15 protein-coding genes, 2 tRNA genes and 1 pseudogene are annotated in these 16,824 nt (G+C 47.2%); 12 read left to right on the top strand and 6 right to left on the bottom strand.

The window, feature by feature from the left end:
- Positions 1-42 precede the first annotated feature (42 nt).
- The 5 genes and pseudogenes from K2G41_RS04100 to K2G41_RS04080 all read left to right on the top strand — a co-directional run bounded on the left by K2G41_RS04100 (position 43) and on the right by K2G41_RS04080 (position 4,829).
- The gene (locus tag K2G41_RS04100; RefSeq protein ID WP_300114918.1) at positions 43-1,299 is read left to right on the top strand and encodes an L-rhamnose isomerase; all 1,257 of its coding nucleotides are present in this window, start codon (positions 43-45) and stop codon (positions 1,297-1,299) included.
- A gap of 142 nt (positions 1,300-1,441) precedes the next feature.
- The gene (locus tag K2G41_RS04095) at positions 1,442-2,473 is read left to right on the top strand and encodes an L-rhamnose/proton symporter RhaT (RefSeq protein WP_300114844.1); all 1,032 of its coding nucleotides are present in this window, start codon (positions 1,442-1,444) and stop codon (positions 2,471-2,473) included.
- A gap of 32 nt (positions 2,474-2,505) precedes the next feature.
- Positions 2,506-3,315, top strand: coding sequence for a rhamnulose-1-phosphate aldolase (rhaD, locus tag K2G41_RS04090; RefSeq protein ID WP_300114842.1), 810 nt, complete (start codon positions 2,506-2,508; stop codon positions 3,313-3,315).
- Between the two features lie 242 nt (positions 3,316-3,557).
- Positions 3,558-4,172, top strand: a pseudogene (locus tag K2G41_RS04085) (HAD-IA family hydrolase); the annotation flags it as partial.
- Complete coding sequence (locus K2G41_RS04080) at positions 4,167-4,829, top strand: HD domain-containing protein (RefSeq protein WP_300114915.1); 663 nt, start codon at positions 4,167-4,169, stop codon at positions 4,827-4,829. The pseudogene K2G41_RS04085 and the gene K2G41_RS04080, both read left to right, overlap by 6 nt.
- 70 nt (positions 4,830-4,899) lie before the next feature.
- Here K2G41_RS04080 and K2G41_RS04075 read toward each other — a convergent pair whose 3' ends face one another.
- Positions 4,900-5,757, bottom strand: a complete 858-nt coding sequence (locus K2G41_RS04075) for an enoyl-ACP reductase (RefSeq protein WP_300114839.1) — start codon at positions 5,755-5,757, stop codon at positions 4,900-4,902.
- Positions 5,758-6,019: 262 nt separating this feature from the next.
- On the opposite strand from K2G41_RS04075, the gene K2G41_RS04070 reads away from it, so the two are divergent.
- Positions 6,020-6,820, top strand: coding sequence for an RNA methyltransferase (locus K2G41_RS04070; RefSeq protein WP_300114836.1), 801 nt, complete (start codon positions 6,020-6,022; stop codon positions 6,818-6,820).
- Positions 6,821-6,932: 112 nt separating this feature from the next.
- Here K2G41_RS04070 and K2G41_RS04065 read toward each other — a convergent pair whose 3' ends face one another.
- Positions 6,933-7,448: a hypothetical protein gene (locus tag K2G41_RS04065; protein WP_300114833.1), complete on the bottom strand. Its 516-nt coding sequence runs from the start codon at positions 7,446-7,448 to the stop codon at positions 6,933-6,935.
- 616 nt (positions 7,449-8,064) lie between these two features.
- Between K2G41_RS04065 and K2G41_RS04060 the strand changes: the two genes are divergently transcribed.
- Together K2G41_RS04060 and K2G41_RS04055 are read left to right on the top strand one after the other, a co-directional pair.
- Entirely contained in the window at positions 8,065-8,772 is a 708-nt protein-coding gene (locus K2G41_RS04060; RefSeq protein ID WP_300114830.1) for a hypothetical protein, read from the top strand.
- A 61-nt stretch (positions 8,773-8,833) separates the two neighbouring features.
- On the top strand, positions 8,834-9,793 hold the full coding sequence (locus tag K2G41_RS04055) for a nuclease-related domain-containing protein (RefSeq protein WP_300114827.1): 960 nt from the start codon (positions 8,834-8,836) through the stop codon (positions 9,791-9,793).
- A gap of 164 nt (positions 9,794-9,957) precedes the next feature.
- Here K2G41_RS04055 and K2G41_RS04050 read toward each other — a convergent pair whose 3' ends face one another.
- From K2G41_RS04050 to K2G41_RS04035, 4 genes are all read right to left on the bottom strand, one after another.
- Complete coding sequence (locus K2G41_RS04050) at positions 9,958-10,611, bottom strand: DUF3800 domain-containing protein (protein WP_300114824.1); 654 nt, start codon at positions 10,609-10,611, stop codon at positions 9,958-9,960.
- A gap of 261 nt (positions 10,612-10,872) precedes the next feature.
- Positions 10,873-10,946, bottom strand: a tRNA-Thr gene (locus K2G41_RS04045).
- Between the two features lie 140 nt (positions 10,947-11,086).
- Positions 11,087-12,505, bottom strand: coding sequence for a DUF4270 family protein (locus K2G41_RS04040; protein ID WP_300114821.1), 1,419 nt, complete (start codon positions 12,503-12,505; stop codon positions 11,087-11,089).
- Positions 12,506-12,565: 60 nt separating this feature from the next.
- Entirely contained in the window at positions 12,566-13,390 is an 825-nt protein-coding gene (locus K2G41_RS04035; protein ID WP_300114818.1) for a glycogen/starch synthase, read from the bottom strand.
- A gap of 279 nt (positions 13,391-13,669) precedes the next feature.
- Here K2G41_RS04035 and K2G41_RS04030 point away from each other — a divergent pair, with 279 nt between their 5' ends.
- The 4 genes from K2G41_RS04030 to K2G41_RS04015 all read left to right on the top strand — a co-directional run bounded on the left by K2G41_RS04030 (position 13,670) and on the right by K2G41_RS04015 (position 16,762).
- The gene (locus tag K2G41_RS04030) at positions 13,670-14,530 is read left to right on the top strand and encodes an RNA polymerase sigma factor RpoD/SigA (protein WP_300114816.1); all 861 of its coding nucleotides are present in this window, start codon (positions 13,670-13,672) and stop codon (positions 14,528-14,530) included.
- 78 nt (positions 14,531-14,608) lie between these two features.
- Positions 14,609-15,958 carry a DUF4861 domain-containing protein gene (locus K2G41_RS04025; RefSeq protein ID WP_300114812.1) on the top strand — a complete coding sequence of 450 codons (1,350 nt, stop codon included), beginning with the start codon at positions 14,609-14,611 and terminating at the stop codon, positions 15,956-15,958.
- A gap of 357 nt (positions 15,959-16,315) precedes the next feature.
- A tRNA-Arg gene (locus K2G41_RS04020) sits at positions 16,316-16,389 on the top strand.
- A 139-nt stretch (positions 16,390-16,528) separates the two neighbouring features.
- Positions 16,529-16,762 (top strand): hypothetical protein, encoded by a 234-nt coding sequence (locus tag K2G41_RS04015; RefSeq protein ID WP_300114809.1) that lies wholly within the window; start codon positions 16,529-16,531, stop codon positions 16,760-16,762.
- Positions 16,763-16,824: the final 62 nt, after the last annotated feature.

The following is a 16,824-nucleotide window of genomic DNA, read 5'->3' as shown; positions in this document are numbered from 1 at the left end:
AAAAACAACAATCATTATCTAATTCACTCTTTTACCTTATTAATTATGAAAGAAGAATCTGTAAAGAAGGCGTATGAACTCGCCAAGGAACGTTACGCAGCAATCGGTGTAGATACCGACAAGGTTCTTGACCAGATGCAGGATTTCCACCTGAGCATGCACTGCTGGCAGGCCGACGACGTAGCCGGTTTCGAAAATCAGGGCGGTTCACTCACCGGTGGCATTCAGGTAAACGGTAACTATCCCGGCAAGGCACGCAATATCGACGAACTCCGTGCCGACATCCTCTACGCTATGAGCCTTATCCCCGGTAAGCATCGCCTCAACCTCCATGAGATCTACGGTGATTTCGGCAACAAGTTCGTTGACCGTGACGAATGTACAGTTGAACACTTCCAGAGCTGGATCGACTGGGGTAAAGCAAACGACATCAAACTCGACTTCAACTCCACTTCATTCTCTCACCCGAAGAGCGGCGACCTCAGTCTTGCAAACCCTGACAAGGGTATCCGTGATTTCTGGATCGAGCACTCAAAGCGTTGCCGCGCAATCGCTCAGGCAATGGGTGAGGCCCAGCAGGATCCCTGTATCATGAACACTTGGGTTCACGACGGTTCAAAGGACATCACCGTTAACCGTTACATGTACCGCGAACTCCTCAAGGACTCACTTGATCAGATCTTCGAACATCGCTATGACTGGATGAAGGACTGCGTTGAATCAAAAGTGTTCGGTATCGGTCTCGAAAGCTACACCGTAGGTTCAAACGACTTCTACACTGCCTACGCTGCCAAGAATGACATGATGATCACTCTTGATACCGGTCACTTCCACCCGACCGAAAGCGTAGCCGACAAGGTGTCAGCCATGCTTCTTTTCGTTCCTGAACTTATGCTCCACGTTTCCCGCCCCATCCGTTGGGACTCTGACCATGTAACCATCATGGATGATCCCACTATGGATCTCTTCAGCGAAATCGTTCGTGCAGGTGCTCTCAACCGTGTTCACTATGGTCTCGACTACTTCGACGGTACTCTCAACCGTATCGGTGCTTACGTTATCGGTAGCCGTGCCGCTCAGAAGTGCATGCTCCGCGCACTCCTCGAACCGACCGAAACCCTCCGCAAGTATGAGCTTGAGGACAAGAAGTTCCAGCGTCTCGCTCTCCTCGAAGAGTGCAAGAACCTTCCTTGGAACGCTGTCTATGACATGTTCTGCCTCAAGAACAATGTACCCGTCGGCGAAACATACATCACTGAAGTGGAAGGCTACGAACGCGACGTAACTTCTAAACGATAAGCGTAATCCTCTGTAGTAATTATATAGTATAGAGGAATAAATATAGAGTATAGATGAGAGTCACTTCTCAGAAACGAGCAAAACTAACTATTATCTATACTCTATACTTTATACTCTATACTAATATATCCTCTGACCAACTATGATCCTCATAGGCTTACTTATCATTGCCATCGGTGCATTCTGCCAGTCGAGTTGCTACGTTCCCATCAACAAGATCAAATCTTGGAGCTGGGAAAGCTACTGGATCGTACAGGGTGTGTTCGCATGGTTAATCCTACCCTTCCTTGGCGCACTCCTCGCCGTCCCGGCCGGACACTCGCTCTGCGAACTCTTTACTGCCGATCAGTCCTTCAACATCTGGATGACCATCCTCTTCGGAGCACTCTGGGGTGTCGGCGGACTCACATTCGGCCTTTCAATGCGCTATCTCGGCGTGGCACTCGGCCAGTCAATCGCACTCGGCACATGCGCCGGACTCGGAACCATCATGGGTCCCGTCCTGCTCAACATCTTCTTCCCTGAAAATGATCCGCTTTCACAGCTGACATTCGCAGTGATCCTCGGTGTAATAGTCACACTCATCGGTATCGCCATCATCGGTGTAGCCGGTTCGATGAAAGCCGCTACGCTCAGCGAGGAGGAGAAGAAAGCCGCTGTCAAGGACTTCAATTTCCCCAAGGGTATCACCATCGCACTGCTTGCGGGCTTCATGAGCGGATGTTTCAACGTCGGCCTTGAATTCGGAAGCAGCATCAATTTCGGCAACCTTACCCCTGACATGTACAAGACTCTTCCCGCAACGTTCCTCGTGACGCTCGGCGGATTTGTCACCAACGCCATCTACTGTTTCTATCAGAATCAGAGGAACCACACTTGGGGCGACTACACCAAGGGCGGTGTCCTCGCCAACAATCTTCTCTTCTGTCTGCTTGCAGGTGCGCTCTGGTACAGTCAGTTCTTCGGACTCGCTCTCGGCAAAGGTTTCCTTACAGACTCGCCGACACTGATGACCCTCTCATTCTGTATCCTTATGGCCCTCAACGTTGTGTTCTCCAACGTGTGGGGCATCATCCTTAAAGAGTGGAAAGGCTGCTCGCCGAAAACCATCACAGTGCTTGTCATTGGCATCGTGGTGCTCATCGTCTCCTGCTTCCTTCCACAGTTAATCTGATCAACAAACAAATTCATTCACCATTACCAATCATGGCATCAATATTGGACAATCGTCCCGCTCTGCGCGACGAAGTTGAAAAAGTAGCTGAAGTAGCCGGTTATCTCTGGCAGAAAGGCTGGGCCGAACGCAACGGCGGAAATATCACAGTCAACATCACCGAACATGTCGATGATGAGATCCGCAACATGCCCGCTATCGCTCCGGCTACCCCTATCGGCCTCACTCTTCCCGAACTCAAGGGCTGCTACTTCTATTGCAAAGGTACTAACAAGCGTATGCGTGACCTCGCTCGCCGTCCTATGGAAAACGGATCTGTAATCCGTATCACCGATGACTGCGCACACTATGAGATCATCGCTGACGAACCTGTGAAACCCACTTCAGAGCTTCCTTCACACCTCGCAGTCCACAACTACCTCATCTCCAAGGGTTCTGACTACAAGGCATCGGTCCACACCCATCCTATTGAACTCGTTGCAATGAGCCATTGCAAGAAGTTCCTTGAGAAAGACGTGGCAACCAACCTCCTTTGGAGCATGATTCCAGAGACAAAAGCTTTCTGTCCCCGCGGTCTCGGCATCATCCCCTACAAGCTCCCCAGTTCTAACGAACTTGCAGAAGCAACCATCAAGGAGCTCGGCGACTATGACGTAACCCTCTGGGAGAAACACGGCGTGTTTGCGGTAGAGAAAGATGTCATGGCAGCCTTCGACCAGATTGACGTGCTTAACAAGTCTGCCCTTATCTACATCGCAGCCAAGAACATGGGCTTCGAGCCTGACGGCATGAGCGACGAGCAGATGAAGGAAATGACAGTTGCTTTCAACCTGCCGAAGTAACGCTCGAATGTTTGACCGGGATAAAATCACCTTGTAACGGCCAAACATCTCACTGAAACAGTCTGCTGCTTTACCCTAAGCACAGACAAAAAAATCGACACTCAGGACATACGGGTGACTCCTGTTCACCTTACATGTCCTGAGTGTTCTTTTCATACAGATAGTCCTCCAGATCACATACATAATGGTGACACATCCACAGCCATAACGACAATACGGCATAACTCCAAAATCTGTTAGAAATGGGAAAATACAAGAACATAATCTTTGATTTCGACGGGACGTTGGTCAACACCACCCCACTGATCGTGGCTACAATGCAAGCTACCGTGCGCCAACTTGGACTGCCACCGCGCTCCGACGCTGAATGCACATTGACGATAGGTCTGCGCCTTGAAGAAATACCGGCGGTGCTTTGGCCGGGCAACGAGATGGCAGCCACTGACTTTCCGAAAACCTATCGCCGTATTTTTGACGAACTCAAACGTCCGCTTGACGTGCAGTGTTTCCCCGGAGTTCTCGAAACCCTGAAAATACTGCATGATACAGGCCACAACATGGCCATAGCGAGCAGCAGGAGTCATAAATCGCTTGATGAATACGTCAATCTGTTCGGAATTGCCGATTACTTTTCTATGCTCATAGGCGGCAATGATGTACGGACAGGAAAGCCATCCCCCGAACCTGTCCTTACCATACTCGGCCATTGCAGATGGGAAGTAGCCGAGACCATAACCGTAGGAGATGCGCCGGTCGATATACAGATGGGAAATTCTGCCGGTACGGCAACCTGCGCCGTGACCTACGGAAACGGGAAATCCGAGGAACTGCTGTCCGCCCACCCTACATATATGATCTCATCATTCGAAACCCTGATTCCGATAATAAAAGGTATAAAGCCTGATATCATCGACTACATCGAACGTGAAATCATTCCGCGCTATGACAGTTTCGACAAAGCCCACCGTAGGGATCATGTAAGAATGGTGATAGCACAAAGCCTGAAACTCGCCGATGGTCTTCCGGAACTCGATCCCGAAATGATCTACTGCATAGCTGCTTTCCATGATCTCGGACTGGTCAATGGGCGGGAGAATCATCATATCGATTCCGGTAAGATACTTGAAACCGATAGTTTCATCCGCAAGCATTTCACCGCCGATATGATCGCAGTGATGAAACAAGCCGTAGAGGATCATCGCGCTTCAGGAAAAACAGCTCCGCGGAGCGATTACGGAAAAATCGTTGCGGACGCCGATCGTTTCATCGATGCTGAAACCATCATCCGCCGTACCGTCCAGTATGGCCTCGCCAACTATCCAGAACTTGATCGCGAGGGACATTATCAACGCACGCTCTCACACCTCACCGACAAATACGGCCCTGATGGCTATCTGCGCGTGTGGCTTCCGTGGAGCGACAACACGGCACGCCTCAGAAAACTGCACGCCATTATAGCCGACAGCGATCTTCTCCGCGATATATTCGACAGGATATTTGACAGCGAAGCATAACAAAAATCCCCGGAACGAGACTCATAATCTGACTCTTTCCGGGGATTCTTAAATCATTAAGACGGGTTTCTTAACCGTACTGGATTGTTCCGTCCTCGTTACGATACTGATCGAAACTCTTCTCATACTGATCCATTGCGCGGAGACTCATACCCATGCTTGAGAAACCTCCGTCATGGAAGAGATTCTGCATGGTCACCTTGCGGGTGAGATCGCTGAACATAACGATACAGTAGTCGGCACATTCGTCGGCGGTAGCATTGCCTAAGGGCGACATACGGTTGGCGAAGTCCATGAGTGACGACATACCCTTCACGCCGCTACCTGCAGTGGTCTGGGTGGGTGACTGCGAAATTGTGTTGATACGCACATGCTTCTCACGACCGTAGATATAGCCGAAGCTACGTGCGATCGATTCAAGAAGAGCCTTGGCGTCAGCCATGTCATTGTAACCGAACATTGTGCGCTGTGCTGCGATATAGCTCAGAGCCACGATGCTGCCGTGGTCAGCGATGGCATCAAGCTTCTTTGCTGCCTGAATCATCTTGTGGAACGATATAGCCGAGATATCGAGCGTCTTGTTGAGAAGATCGTAGTCTATATCGTCATAGAGACGCTTTTTGCGGACATTGGGCGACATACCGATCGAATGAAGCACGAAATCAATCTTACCGCCAAGGATTTCCATAGACTTTTCGAACACCATTTCGAGATCTTCGACATTGGTGGCATCTGCGGGGATCACCTCAGCACCGAGTTTCTCGCCAAGCTTGCTGACATCACCCATGCGGACTGCTACGGGAGTGTTTGACAGAGTGATGGTCGCGCCTTCCTCAACAGCTTTCTCAGCCACTTTCCACGCGATACTCATGTCATTGAGCGCGCCGAAAATGATACCGCGCTTTCCTTTCAAAAGATTATAAGCCATATTTATAGGTTGTTAGTTCTAATGGACTTTTCGTCGGGCTGCAGACTTTTCTACTGAATGACACTGCCTGCGCCAACAATAACCGGTCCAATGAAAAATATGTAAAATCAGAATCAGTAATGATTTCAGGGTGCAAAGATACGGAGATTTCGCGTGAAATCTGACATTTACTCCTGTTTTTGATATATTTTTGTTGGATTATCGGTCGTCGAGACTTAATTTTGCACTGTTTTTAACACTATATCCAAGCCATCTTACATTAATGCCTGTCATACATATCGATTCACTTGACCATCCCGAAGTGCAGTGCTACTCCTCACTGACCGAAGCACAGCTGCGTAACCGTCTCGAACCTGAGAAGGGAATCTTCATCGCTGAAAGCCCCAAGGTGATCCGTGTGGCACTTGCGGCCGGCTATGAACCCGTATCGCTACTCTGCGAGGAGAAGCATATCAGCGGTGACGCTGCCGACATAATAGAAATGTATCCCCACCTCCCCGTCTATACGGCATCACGCTCTCTCCTCGCCTCGCTCACCGGCTATACTCTCACCCGTGGTGTGCTTACAGCCATGCGCAGAAAACCGTTCTGCCCCACCGGGGATCTTCTGCGCGAAGCAAGCCGCGTAGTTGTGATCGACAGCGTTGTCGATACGACCAATATCGGAGCTATATTCCGTTCGGCTGCCGCCTTGGGCATGGATGCCGTCATCCTCACACGTTCGTCGTGTGACCCGCTCAACAGGCGCGCCGTGCGGGTGTCGATGGGCACGGTGTTTCAAGTTCCTTGGGCTTGGCTCGATGGTCCTGTCAGCAGTCTAAAAGACTATGGCTTCAAAACCGTGGCTATGGCTCTCACCGACAAGTCGATATCTCTTGACGATCCTGTACTCCGAACCGAACCTCGTCTGGCGATAGTCATGGGTACAGAAGGCGATGGACTCGCATCAAAGACAATTGAAGAGGCTGACTACACTGTGCGCATCCCGATGGCCCACGGTGTCGATTCGCTCAACGTCGCAGCGGCTGCAGCCGTAGCCTGCTGGGAACTCAGAAAAAGATAAGGATCATTACTGATATGATTCTAAAATGAACGATGGTGAGTCGCTAATTGACACACCATCGCTCATTTTCTATTTTATACTCCCCCCAAAAAAGAGGTTTAATCATTGTACGCTATCTGGCTTTGCTCAACGTTATGTTGAACTCACTGCCGTCGGCCATCGTAGCGTTCATATTCAGATTGATACCCTGCATCTCAAACTGGGCATTCTGAATTGCTTCCTTGGCGGCATCGTCTATCGTACCGAACATCGACACGACCGATCCCTTATAACCGCTCATGACGACGATCAGCACATCGTTCATTCCGTCACCCTTAGGCGAGGCATAGACGAAAGCGGCAACCTGATTGTTATTGCCACCGTTGATCATATAAGCCAACGGGACTTGATTCAGCACCGTGTAGGCCGCTGTGGCGGTCTCATAGACCTGCTGTTGGTTCATATTATATCCTGCGGCAATCTGGCCGTCCTTCACAACGTCAGCCACTACCGGCAGATTATAGTCCGGAGTCTTTACTGTGATGTTCTGCAGATTTGAAAGAGCCGAGAATGCTTCTTTCAGACTCATGGCAGAAGCCCCGGCCGACAGTCCTATTAGGGCTATCAATGATAATAAAATCTTCTTCATAATAATTAAGATAATATGAGGTTTAGTTTTAATGTAAAAACAACGTAGCCAGACAGATAGTTCAACCCTCCCCCTCACCGGCCGGTCACACACTATATACTCCTAATGCCGTAAAATCACGTTCTTGAATATATTAAGGAACAATAAAGCTACAAAAAAGAAGATATAAATCTTTAAATTCCGATTTTTAACTGTAATCAAAGTATATTTATGGAATTTTCACTATATTTGCATTTGGATTGAGGCAACTCTTTCAAAGACATTATGGACTAAAAAGAAGCGTTATGCTTATCTTGTGAATTGGGAACGTAGGAAATTTTCAAATGAGCAAAGATGGCATAGTGGTTCTCACGCTATGGCGTGGGCTGCTATTACTACATCTGCTCATTAGGTTTTCCTACGACCTCCAATTCAGAACGTGGCATTGCAGTTCCACGCTTCTGCATAATTAACGGCTCAAATGGAACTAAAAGGGTCATTGGTATGAAGTAGTAAATGAGAAAATTTTTGGTCTCGGTCGTATTGCTCCTAACAGCAATCAACATTATAAATCATACCTTTTATTTGGGAAATTAACCTTATTGACTAATTAAATAAAGATTATTCATTATCAATCATGAAAAAATGGCTTGTCTATCTACTCGGTGTAATTACAGGAATTATACTGACATTTGCTTTTGCATACGGCATTAGTCTATCTAATAATCATGGCATTACCGGACTTGAAATGTTTGAGGAACCGGGAGAGTATATGGATTACTCACAATTTAAGATATTCCAAGTATCAGAATCAGGATATGCATTAGCCGATGCTGATGATATTTTTGATGCGACTGTTTTCATAATACCTGATGAGAGTCAACAGTTCTACGATAACCAAACAATCGTTCTTAAAAACGGTCAGCGTGCTCAACGGGTAGGAACTTTCAGATACACAACAAAAGCCGGAATAGAGAAAACAGTACCTGCCGTTAAAATCATTGATGACGTAGAAATATCAAGATCAGCCAAAGCTGCTTCTACCACAAATAATTCTGGAATAACATTATTTGATAAGCCGGGAGACTGTGTTAGTCGTAAAAATTTTGAAGTTCAAAAAGTTTTGGATTCAGGGGATGCTATTGCTTTGGAAATTAGAGATGCTATTTCGGGATATGTATTCACCTCTGACTTAGAAGTTCTCATATTAGCTCAGGAAGGCAGTAATTTTTATAATAACCAAATAGTGAAAGCTCCTAAAGGAAAATGCGCAAGGCAAATTGGTAATTATAAATATTATGATGGTATAACTACAAAAGTTATTCCTGTAATTGCTTTCAAATAGAAATTATCCCATCATTCAATCCTCTTATAAGATTCCCCCTAAAACCTTCGAATCATAAGTCATGCCTACTATACCATTCAAGCTTACCATATTTTTGATTGGTTCAATATTATTCTTAATTTGTCTAATATTTGGTATTGAGTATATCATCCATGTAAAACGAAGAAAACGAGTTAGTACTACAAAGAATGTAAAGTGGAACAGTCCTGCAAAGCCAACTGTACGAGAGAGCCCTGTAAAGCTAACTATACGAGAGAATCCTGCAAAGCCAACTGGACAGGATAACCCTGTAAACTCTCCTGAACAAGAACCGTCTGAACAAGAACCCTTTATACCGATTTCGCCCATTAACTGCGGGGAATGGGCGGAACGTCAGGTGGTACAGGATTTATTGAATGAAGGCATCAATCCGAAAGCAATTTTTCATAACTTATATATTCAAAAACGAAGTGGTGAATATACGCAAGTAGATGTAGTAGTCGCAACAAGAGCGGGTCTTATCGTGTTTGAAGTTAAGGACTATAGCGGTTGGATTTTTGGAAACGAGCATCAGAAATACTGGACTCAGTTATTAGCATACGGCACGAAAAAGTATCGCTTTTATAATCCGGTTATGCAGAATGCAGCCCACATTCAGGCTATCAGACAAAACCTGCCTCAAAATCCCGGCATTCCAATTTATTCAGTTATTGTATTCTTTGGGAACTGTGAGTTCAGAAATATCACTTGCAATGCGGACAATACTTTTATCATCTATCATAATTCAATCAGTCAGATAGTTTCTGAAATTTTGAGACGGCCCAATGTTAATTTCGGTAATAAATATGAGATAATGGACCTATTCACGAAGGCAGTACAAAACGGCAATGACCCGATGATTGTCACATCTCACACTAACTCTGCCTCATATTACGATCGTAATAGACCTGATCCCCAATATACTGGAATCCACAGATACTACTTTAGTCCCCTTAGAAAAACCTCACGAAGAGGGATATTTCGCCTAAGGATATTTCGATAATCAGCTTTTGCCAAAACTATAGATACTATCACTGATAATCGATCCTCATCGCATTCTCTTGCTTTCAATAAAAATCTTCAATCCTCGCAGGCAATAAGTGAAATCGCCAAGAATATACATCAACTGTCCATGCTATTTTTAGTCCAGTACAAGACGATGAAGACTCAAAAAAATAGCTTCCTAGATGTGATTACATTTTTAAGAATATCATAAGGTTGAGTATTATTATCCTCATACCGCCCCCATATTAAATTATTCATCCAATCAATGAATATGAGATTCTTAACTCGTTTGCTATCAGATGGAATATCTTTAATTTTAGTATGACTATCATAGTCAAACCATAATACCGTCTGTAAATAATCAATCAAACTATTTCCGGACTTAACTTTTACTGTTTTATTATCTCGTATGAGATTTACTAGTTCATGACCATTTATCGCAGGAAGAACTGCAAGACGGATCATATAATTATACAGTTTATTAGAATCCTCTCTGATATGCTGTCTGACTTTACTTTTGTTCACAGTAATCGCTCCGACTGAAATATCAGGGTTCATACTGACAAGTTTCCTTACCTTCTCAGCAAAGAAACATTTATCAGGAACAGTAAGGTTATTACCTTTAAGCTCTTGTTTGGGATCAAACCTCTTACGTCTATACATATCCACAACTATTCGTTGCAGCAAGTGCTTCTTCTCTGCTGGACATACGACAAAAGCTATGGTCAGGTATCTGCTTGAACCTCCATTTCTAAAAGGTTTATCAAGAACCCAACCTAAATCACCACTTTCATCAAGATATACATTTGAAGCCATGAGAAGTATAGATATAAAAAAAGGCAGACCCTGAAAGAGGTGTATTCAAAATACACTTATGACACTTATCACTCTTTATTCAGGCTTTACCTGCCAATTATAGTAATGCAAAGATAGGATTAATGTTTTATTATACAAAATATTTTAACTTTTTTAATATTTCGATCGGGGATAGCAACTTTTTAGGAATTACATAAGATCAACACCTTCAAAAATATACAAATAGAAAAACCAACCCTTAATGGATTGGTTTTTCTTTTGAGCCGCGAGTGGGACTCGAACCCACGACCTTTTCGTTACGAATGAAATGCTCTAACCAACTGAGCTATTGCGGCTTAATATCATCAAGATCTGTCAGCGACGGGATCTTTCAGTTTTTACGACTGCAAAGTTAATGATTTTTTCCGATTTTCGTAGGGATATGTCCTAAAAAAATCATTCATCAATCCGGGCACAGATCCTTCAGAAGCTACGGTCACTTGCTGATGGTCTGCTTGGTGAATGTGAAGTTGATCTTTGCATTCTCAAAATCAAGCTTGCCCATGACAGGTTCGGTCACGTAAGGAGTGATCGAGCTGACAGTGGTCGAAGTGGTCGTACCGTAATAATACGAATAATAGTTATTACTGCTGTTGACGAAGAATGAAACAAGTGCCGGACAGATCACGAACTCCTCATCCTCCGCAGTGACCTCGTCATGCGACATGACATCCATGAGATAGTCGCGCATCGCTGAGAATGTGTAGGATTTGTCCGTTGAGTTATACGAGGCATAGAACGACGAAATGTTATCGTTGATCTGAGTGCCTGAGAAGAACTTCTCCTTATCCTTCTTTTTCACCAGCAGGACGTAAGGCGGAGGTGTCAGACCGTAATCATTCTCGATTTCCTCCACAGGTATGGAAAGAGTAAGTGAATTGATGACGGACAGATCGTTGCTCTGAGCCTTGTAACGTGAGATGATTTCTCGTGCAGGGAAAGTAAACTCTACGTCATAGCCCGTAGGACCGACAAGCAGAGCCTCGCCGGAGGATGCACGCTGCTTAAGACTCTCCGACATCTTGTAGGCGATATTGTTGTTGGTGATGATTTCCGGAGTCACCGCGAGATATGTACCCGTACCGTAGAGCACCGTGTCGCGCTGCGGATCAGTGTCGGGGATCGGCTGCACGGAGCGGAAATATACATTGATCATATTGCTGACGATGCGGGTGACACGACCCGATCCAAACGAATTGGCTATGTAGAGACCCGGAAACCACTTGGCAAGTGCCTGCGGGGTCGAAAAAGTGTTCTCGTCAGTCTTGAACTGATTGTAGAGTGCCACGCCGAATTCGCGCGGGAGAGTCACATAGATATCCTTATAGATATTGCCTGAATTGTCGGCGGCAACACCATCTGCTCCGTCTATCAGACCGGAGTATGTGGTCGAGCCGAGCAGACGCGAAGCATCGTAATATCCGTCGGGATTGAAATTACTGTAGATGGGCGACGTGAGCTGACGGGTGAGCGGATAGACCGAGACACCCATAGGGACAACCGAGTCACCGGCAAAGCCGTCCTTGAACATCGTGAGGACGAGCTTCACGGAGTCGATATAATCAGGCTTCACGCCTATTGTATCCACGTAGTTCGACGGCATGTACTGGCAGACTATGTCGCTTGAAAGAGAGCCATAGCCCTGTGCATCGATACGGCCGAGAAGCTGCAAGACCGTGCGCGACTGCACGAGGTCATTGATGACGGCCTTACCTGAGACAGTAAACGTTGAGTCGATGATGATTTCGACCTGATCCTGAACAAGGCTACTTCCGGCAGTTGAAGTGACCTCGTCACATGAGGCAACGGCCATCGCGGCGACAAGACCGGCGGAGAGCAGGAATAGATTCTTCATTTAATCTGAACGGAATAATTCTTCTGAATGGTTTGCATGATGTGGAAGACGAACGCGTGGTCAATCCTCTTCCTCACCGATGAGCGAACGATAAAAATCCGTATAGGCTTCGACGCGCCCCTCATCATTTTCGTAGGGCAGGAAGGGCTTTCCGGAATTGCGGGCATACTCCACAAGTGCCGGATCGACATCAGGAGTCACCTGAATGACGGCATCAGCATAGTCGATTGCGAGACGGTTGAGCGTTGCGAAATCCACCGGATCTTTGCCGAGAGCCGCGATGTCCTCCTCGGTAAAGTCATTCATGAGGAGCTTTTCGGCAAAACGCGGATCGAGCGTCCCCTCGAATTTCTCAGGCTGGAGGGCATAGACGATCTTCGAGTCACGGAATGTGGGATCGTCGGCATACTTGCGGCGCAGATAGAGCGGAGCGAGTGCCGATACCCAACCGCTGCAATGGATCACGGCTGGCTGCCAGCGGAGCTTCTTGACAGTCTCGGCCACACCCATGGTGAAGAACATGATTCGCTCATCATTGTCGGCGGCAAGCAGATCGGTTTCAAGTCCCTTTTCAGGAAGAGGCTGGAAATAATCGTCGTTGTCAATGAAATAGACCTGCATTCTCGATGGCAGGAGCGTGGCCACTTTGATGATAAGGGGGTGGTCGGCATCATCAATAATGATATTCATGCCCGACAGGCGGATCACTTCGTGAAGCTGGTTGCGACGCTCGTTGATACAGCCGTATTTAGGCGTGAAAGTCCTCACTTCGAATTCCCTGCCGTGAATACCCTGAGGGATCTCACGACCGAGGACAGACATTGAAGTGTCAGGGAGATAGGGTGATACTTCCTGAGAGATGAAAAGTACTTTTTTTGACTCCATGCAGGATTTAGATATTGACTTTAATCGAACCTGCCGAGCACGTCCCCGCAGGCGGAAGCCTTTGGGACCGAACTCAATTCGCCGGTTCTTTGTTATATGATTCGGATTGCAAAGTTACGAATAAATTTTCATTTTTCCCACTCCACGCGCAGTTTAGGAGCAACTTTTCGACTAAAAACGCATTAAGACGCGGACAGACGCGTCTATTTTGCCATTTTTAATTTTGGTATGCGCAAAAAAATTGCTACCTTTGCACGAATTATCTGCTATCAGTAGAACATGAGACAATTAAAAATCACCAAATCAATCACCAACCGTGAAAGCGCGTCGCTCGACAAATTCCTTCAGGAAATAGGCCGAGAAGAACTCATCTCCGTCGAAGAGGAAGTTGAGCTCGCACAGCGCATTCACCAGGGAGATCAAAGAGCTCTCGACAAGCTCGTCCGTGCCAACCTCCGCTTCGTTGTATCAGTTGCAAAGCAGTATCAGAATCAGGGACTCAGCCTCCCGGACCTCATCAACGAAGGCAATCTCGGCTTGATTAAAGCAGCACAGAAGTTTGACGAGACCCGTGGTTTCAAGTTTATCTCTTACGCCGTATGGTGGATTCGCCAGTCCATCCTCCAAGCCCTCGCCGAGCAGAGCCGCATCGTGCGCCTGCCGCTCAATCAGGTAGGCTCACTCAACAAGATCAGCAAAGCCCTCTCGAAGTTCGAGCAGGAGAACGAACGCCGCCCCTCTCCGGAGGAGCTCGCCGAAAAGCTTGACGTTCCCGTCGATAAGATCGCCGATACGCTCAAGGTTTCAGGCCGTCACATCTCCGTTGACGCTCCTTTCGTCGAAGGCGAGGACAACAGCCTTCTCGATGTCCTCACCAACGATGACTCTCCTATGGCTGACGCAACGCTCACTCAGGAATCACTTTCGAGAGAAGTGGAACGCGCCCTCAAGCAGCTCCATGACCGCGAACGCGAAATCCTCAAAATGTTTTTCGGCATCGGATGTCAGGAAATGACCCTTGAGGAGATCGGTGCGAAGTTTGACCTCACCCGCGAACGCGTCCGTCAGATAAAGGAGAAAGCGATCCGCCGTCTCAAAGGCCAGAAGAGCCACCTGCTCAAAGCCTACCTCGGACAGTAAAAAAATTTGTCCCGGTTTCTACGGCGGCCCGTCGAAACACGTAAGAGAGAAAATGCATATCCGCCCTGCGGCAACGATATGCCCAATCACAAAAAGAAAAATCCCACAGAAGGCCGCGAGGACACTGCTCCCGCGGCCTTATCTTTTACCACAATCTCTGACACCGACGGAGAAAAAACGACAACTCCACATCCTTTCCTCCGGTCCGTCACCTATCAGCATTCACATACCTTAAATATAATAAACAAAACCTCCAACTCAACCATGCTCGCGCTTTCACTATTACTCTCACTTACCGTCACCGTAAGCAACCCGATCGACGTGGCCCGCGAAGCCGTTCCCGTCACTGTACCGTTAAGTCAGAAAGGCAAGGAAGTCAACTCCGTGACTATCCAAGGTCATCCGGAAATAGCATGGCAGCTCGACGATCTTAACGACGACGGCCGTGCCGACGAACTCGTATTTCTCGTCGATCTCAAGCCAAACGCCACCGAGACTTACCGCATCGAGACCTCCGACGCCCTCCCGGCATCATCGTTCGAACCGGGCACTTACGCCTACATCCGCCTTAACGACAAAAACAAGAAATACCCCAAGATTCAGGCCATCGCCTTCCCCGGCGATACCGACAACCGCCAGATGTATAGCAGCATCTACGGCCACGGAGCTGTCCTCGAAGGTCTCTACAACGCTATCCGTGTCTATATGGACAACCGCCAGAGCGTTGACCTCTATGCCAAGAACACTCCCCGCCTCGAACTCGCTGAAACCGGCTTCTACACCACACGCCAGCAGCTTGAGGAAGGCTACGGACGCGACGTCCTCTGGGCAGGAACATCCGTAGCACTCGGATCGTTCCGAGGCTACCAGAACGGCTCACCCGTGACCATCGACTCCGTGACGACACGTTCGCAGCGCGTTGTGACCACCGGTCCGGTGCGCTCTATAATAGAAGTGTCGGACCGCGGCTGGATCTACAACGGTCAACCCGTCGAAATGCGTCAGCGTTACACCGTCTATGACCGTCACCGCGACTACGACGTGGAGATAAAACTTACCGGCGCAAAACCCAACTCCATATTCTGCACCGGTGTGCAGAAACTCGCCATTGACAACGAAGGCTTCCTCACACCCCAAGGACTCGCAGGCAGCTGGGGATCAAACGTCCCTGACAAAGGCATGGCTGACATCTCCGACACCGTCGGACTTGGAATATGGGTTCCTGCAGTGAATCTCAAGGAAGTCAAGGAGGATGATGTCAACTACCTCACTCTGCTACGCCCCGACAAAAATGGCGAGATACGTTACAGCTTCACATCAGGTGCGCTCCGCGACTCTGCTTCACCCCACACCGCAGCTGAATGGTTCAAACATCTCCACGACTGGGAAAAACTAAAAAACAATCCTGTCAAGATACAGATCCGCTGAACGCAAAACTGAAAAAATCCGTCACTAAACGCAGGCCATAAAGACAAAAACTCTCCATCCACATCTTAACCTATATGACCCGTTTAGTGCTCTGATTCTGCAATCGGCCTCCATCCTCACGTCACAGACTATCCGTGTGTCCCATTCTACCGCCGGATCGTCCTTGCAGCCTATCGAATGTCACAGTTGAACGGATTTTAAATTTTGACTTGTAAAAATCAATTATAATACTTAACTTTGCACCACAGAAATAAGAGGGATTGAAATAGTAACGCAGGATAGGCCATCAGTCGCAGACACATGATAGTCCTGCCTCACAAAAACTTCTCCCCTCACCGATTTCTCACCTACAAGGTCGGTCCGGTAGCTCAGCTGGATAGAGCATCTGCCTTCTAAGCAGACGGTCATGCGTTCGAGTCGCATCCGGATCACGAAAAATGTCGCAAAACCTCAATGGTTTTGCGACATTTTTCTTAACTACATAAATACCGACATCACTGCGCCTGAAATTTCGGGTCAATGTAAAAAAGCGGTTGTTAAAATATGACTAAATATCGGTAACTTTGTAGTATGAAACAATGGCAAGTGCTGAAAACTATCTTTCCGGAGGTTATCACGGAGAACTTTGAGTTTGTAGCTTATCAAGAATCAGCAGAAAGGCTTGATTACTGGTTGGATGAGCGTGGATATATGTCACGTGAGGATTATAAAAAAGGTACGGTGAGAGAATATGGCTTCACTGACGAACGTTTGATTCAGGATTTCCCGATTCGCGGAAAAGCTGTATATCGGCTCAAGCCGTAATGCCGGTGCATTTGTTAAAAACGATGACAGTTTAATGTTAAAATTCAAGCGTATAGTTTAAC

The sequence above is a fragment of the Duncaniella sp. genome (assembly GCF_029056165.1).
Taxonomy (GTDB): domain Bacteria; phylum Bacteroidota; class Bacteroidia; order Bacteroidales; family Muribaculaceae; genus Duncaniella.
This window is presented reverse-complemented; position numbering and strand designations above follow the sequence as displayed.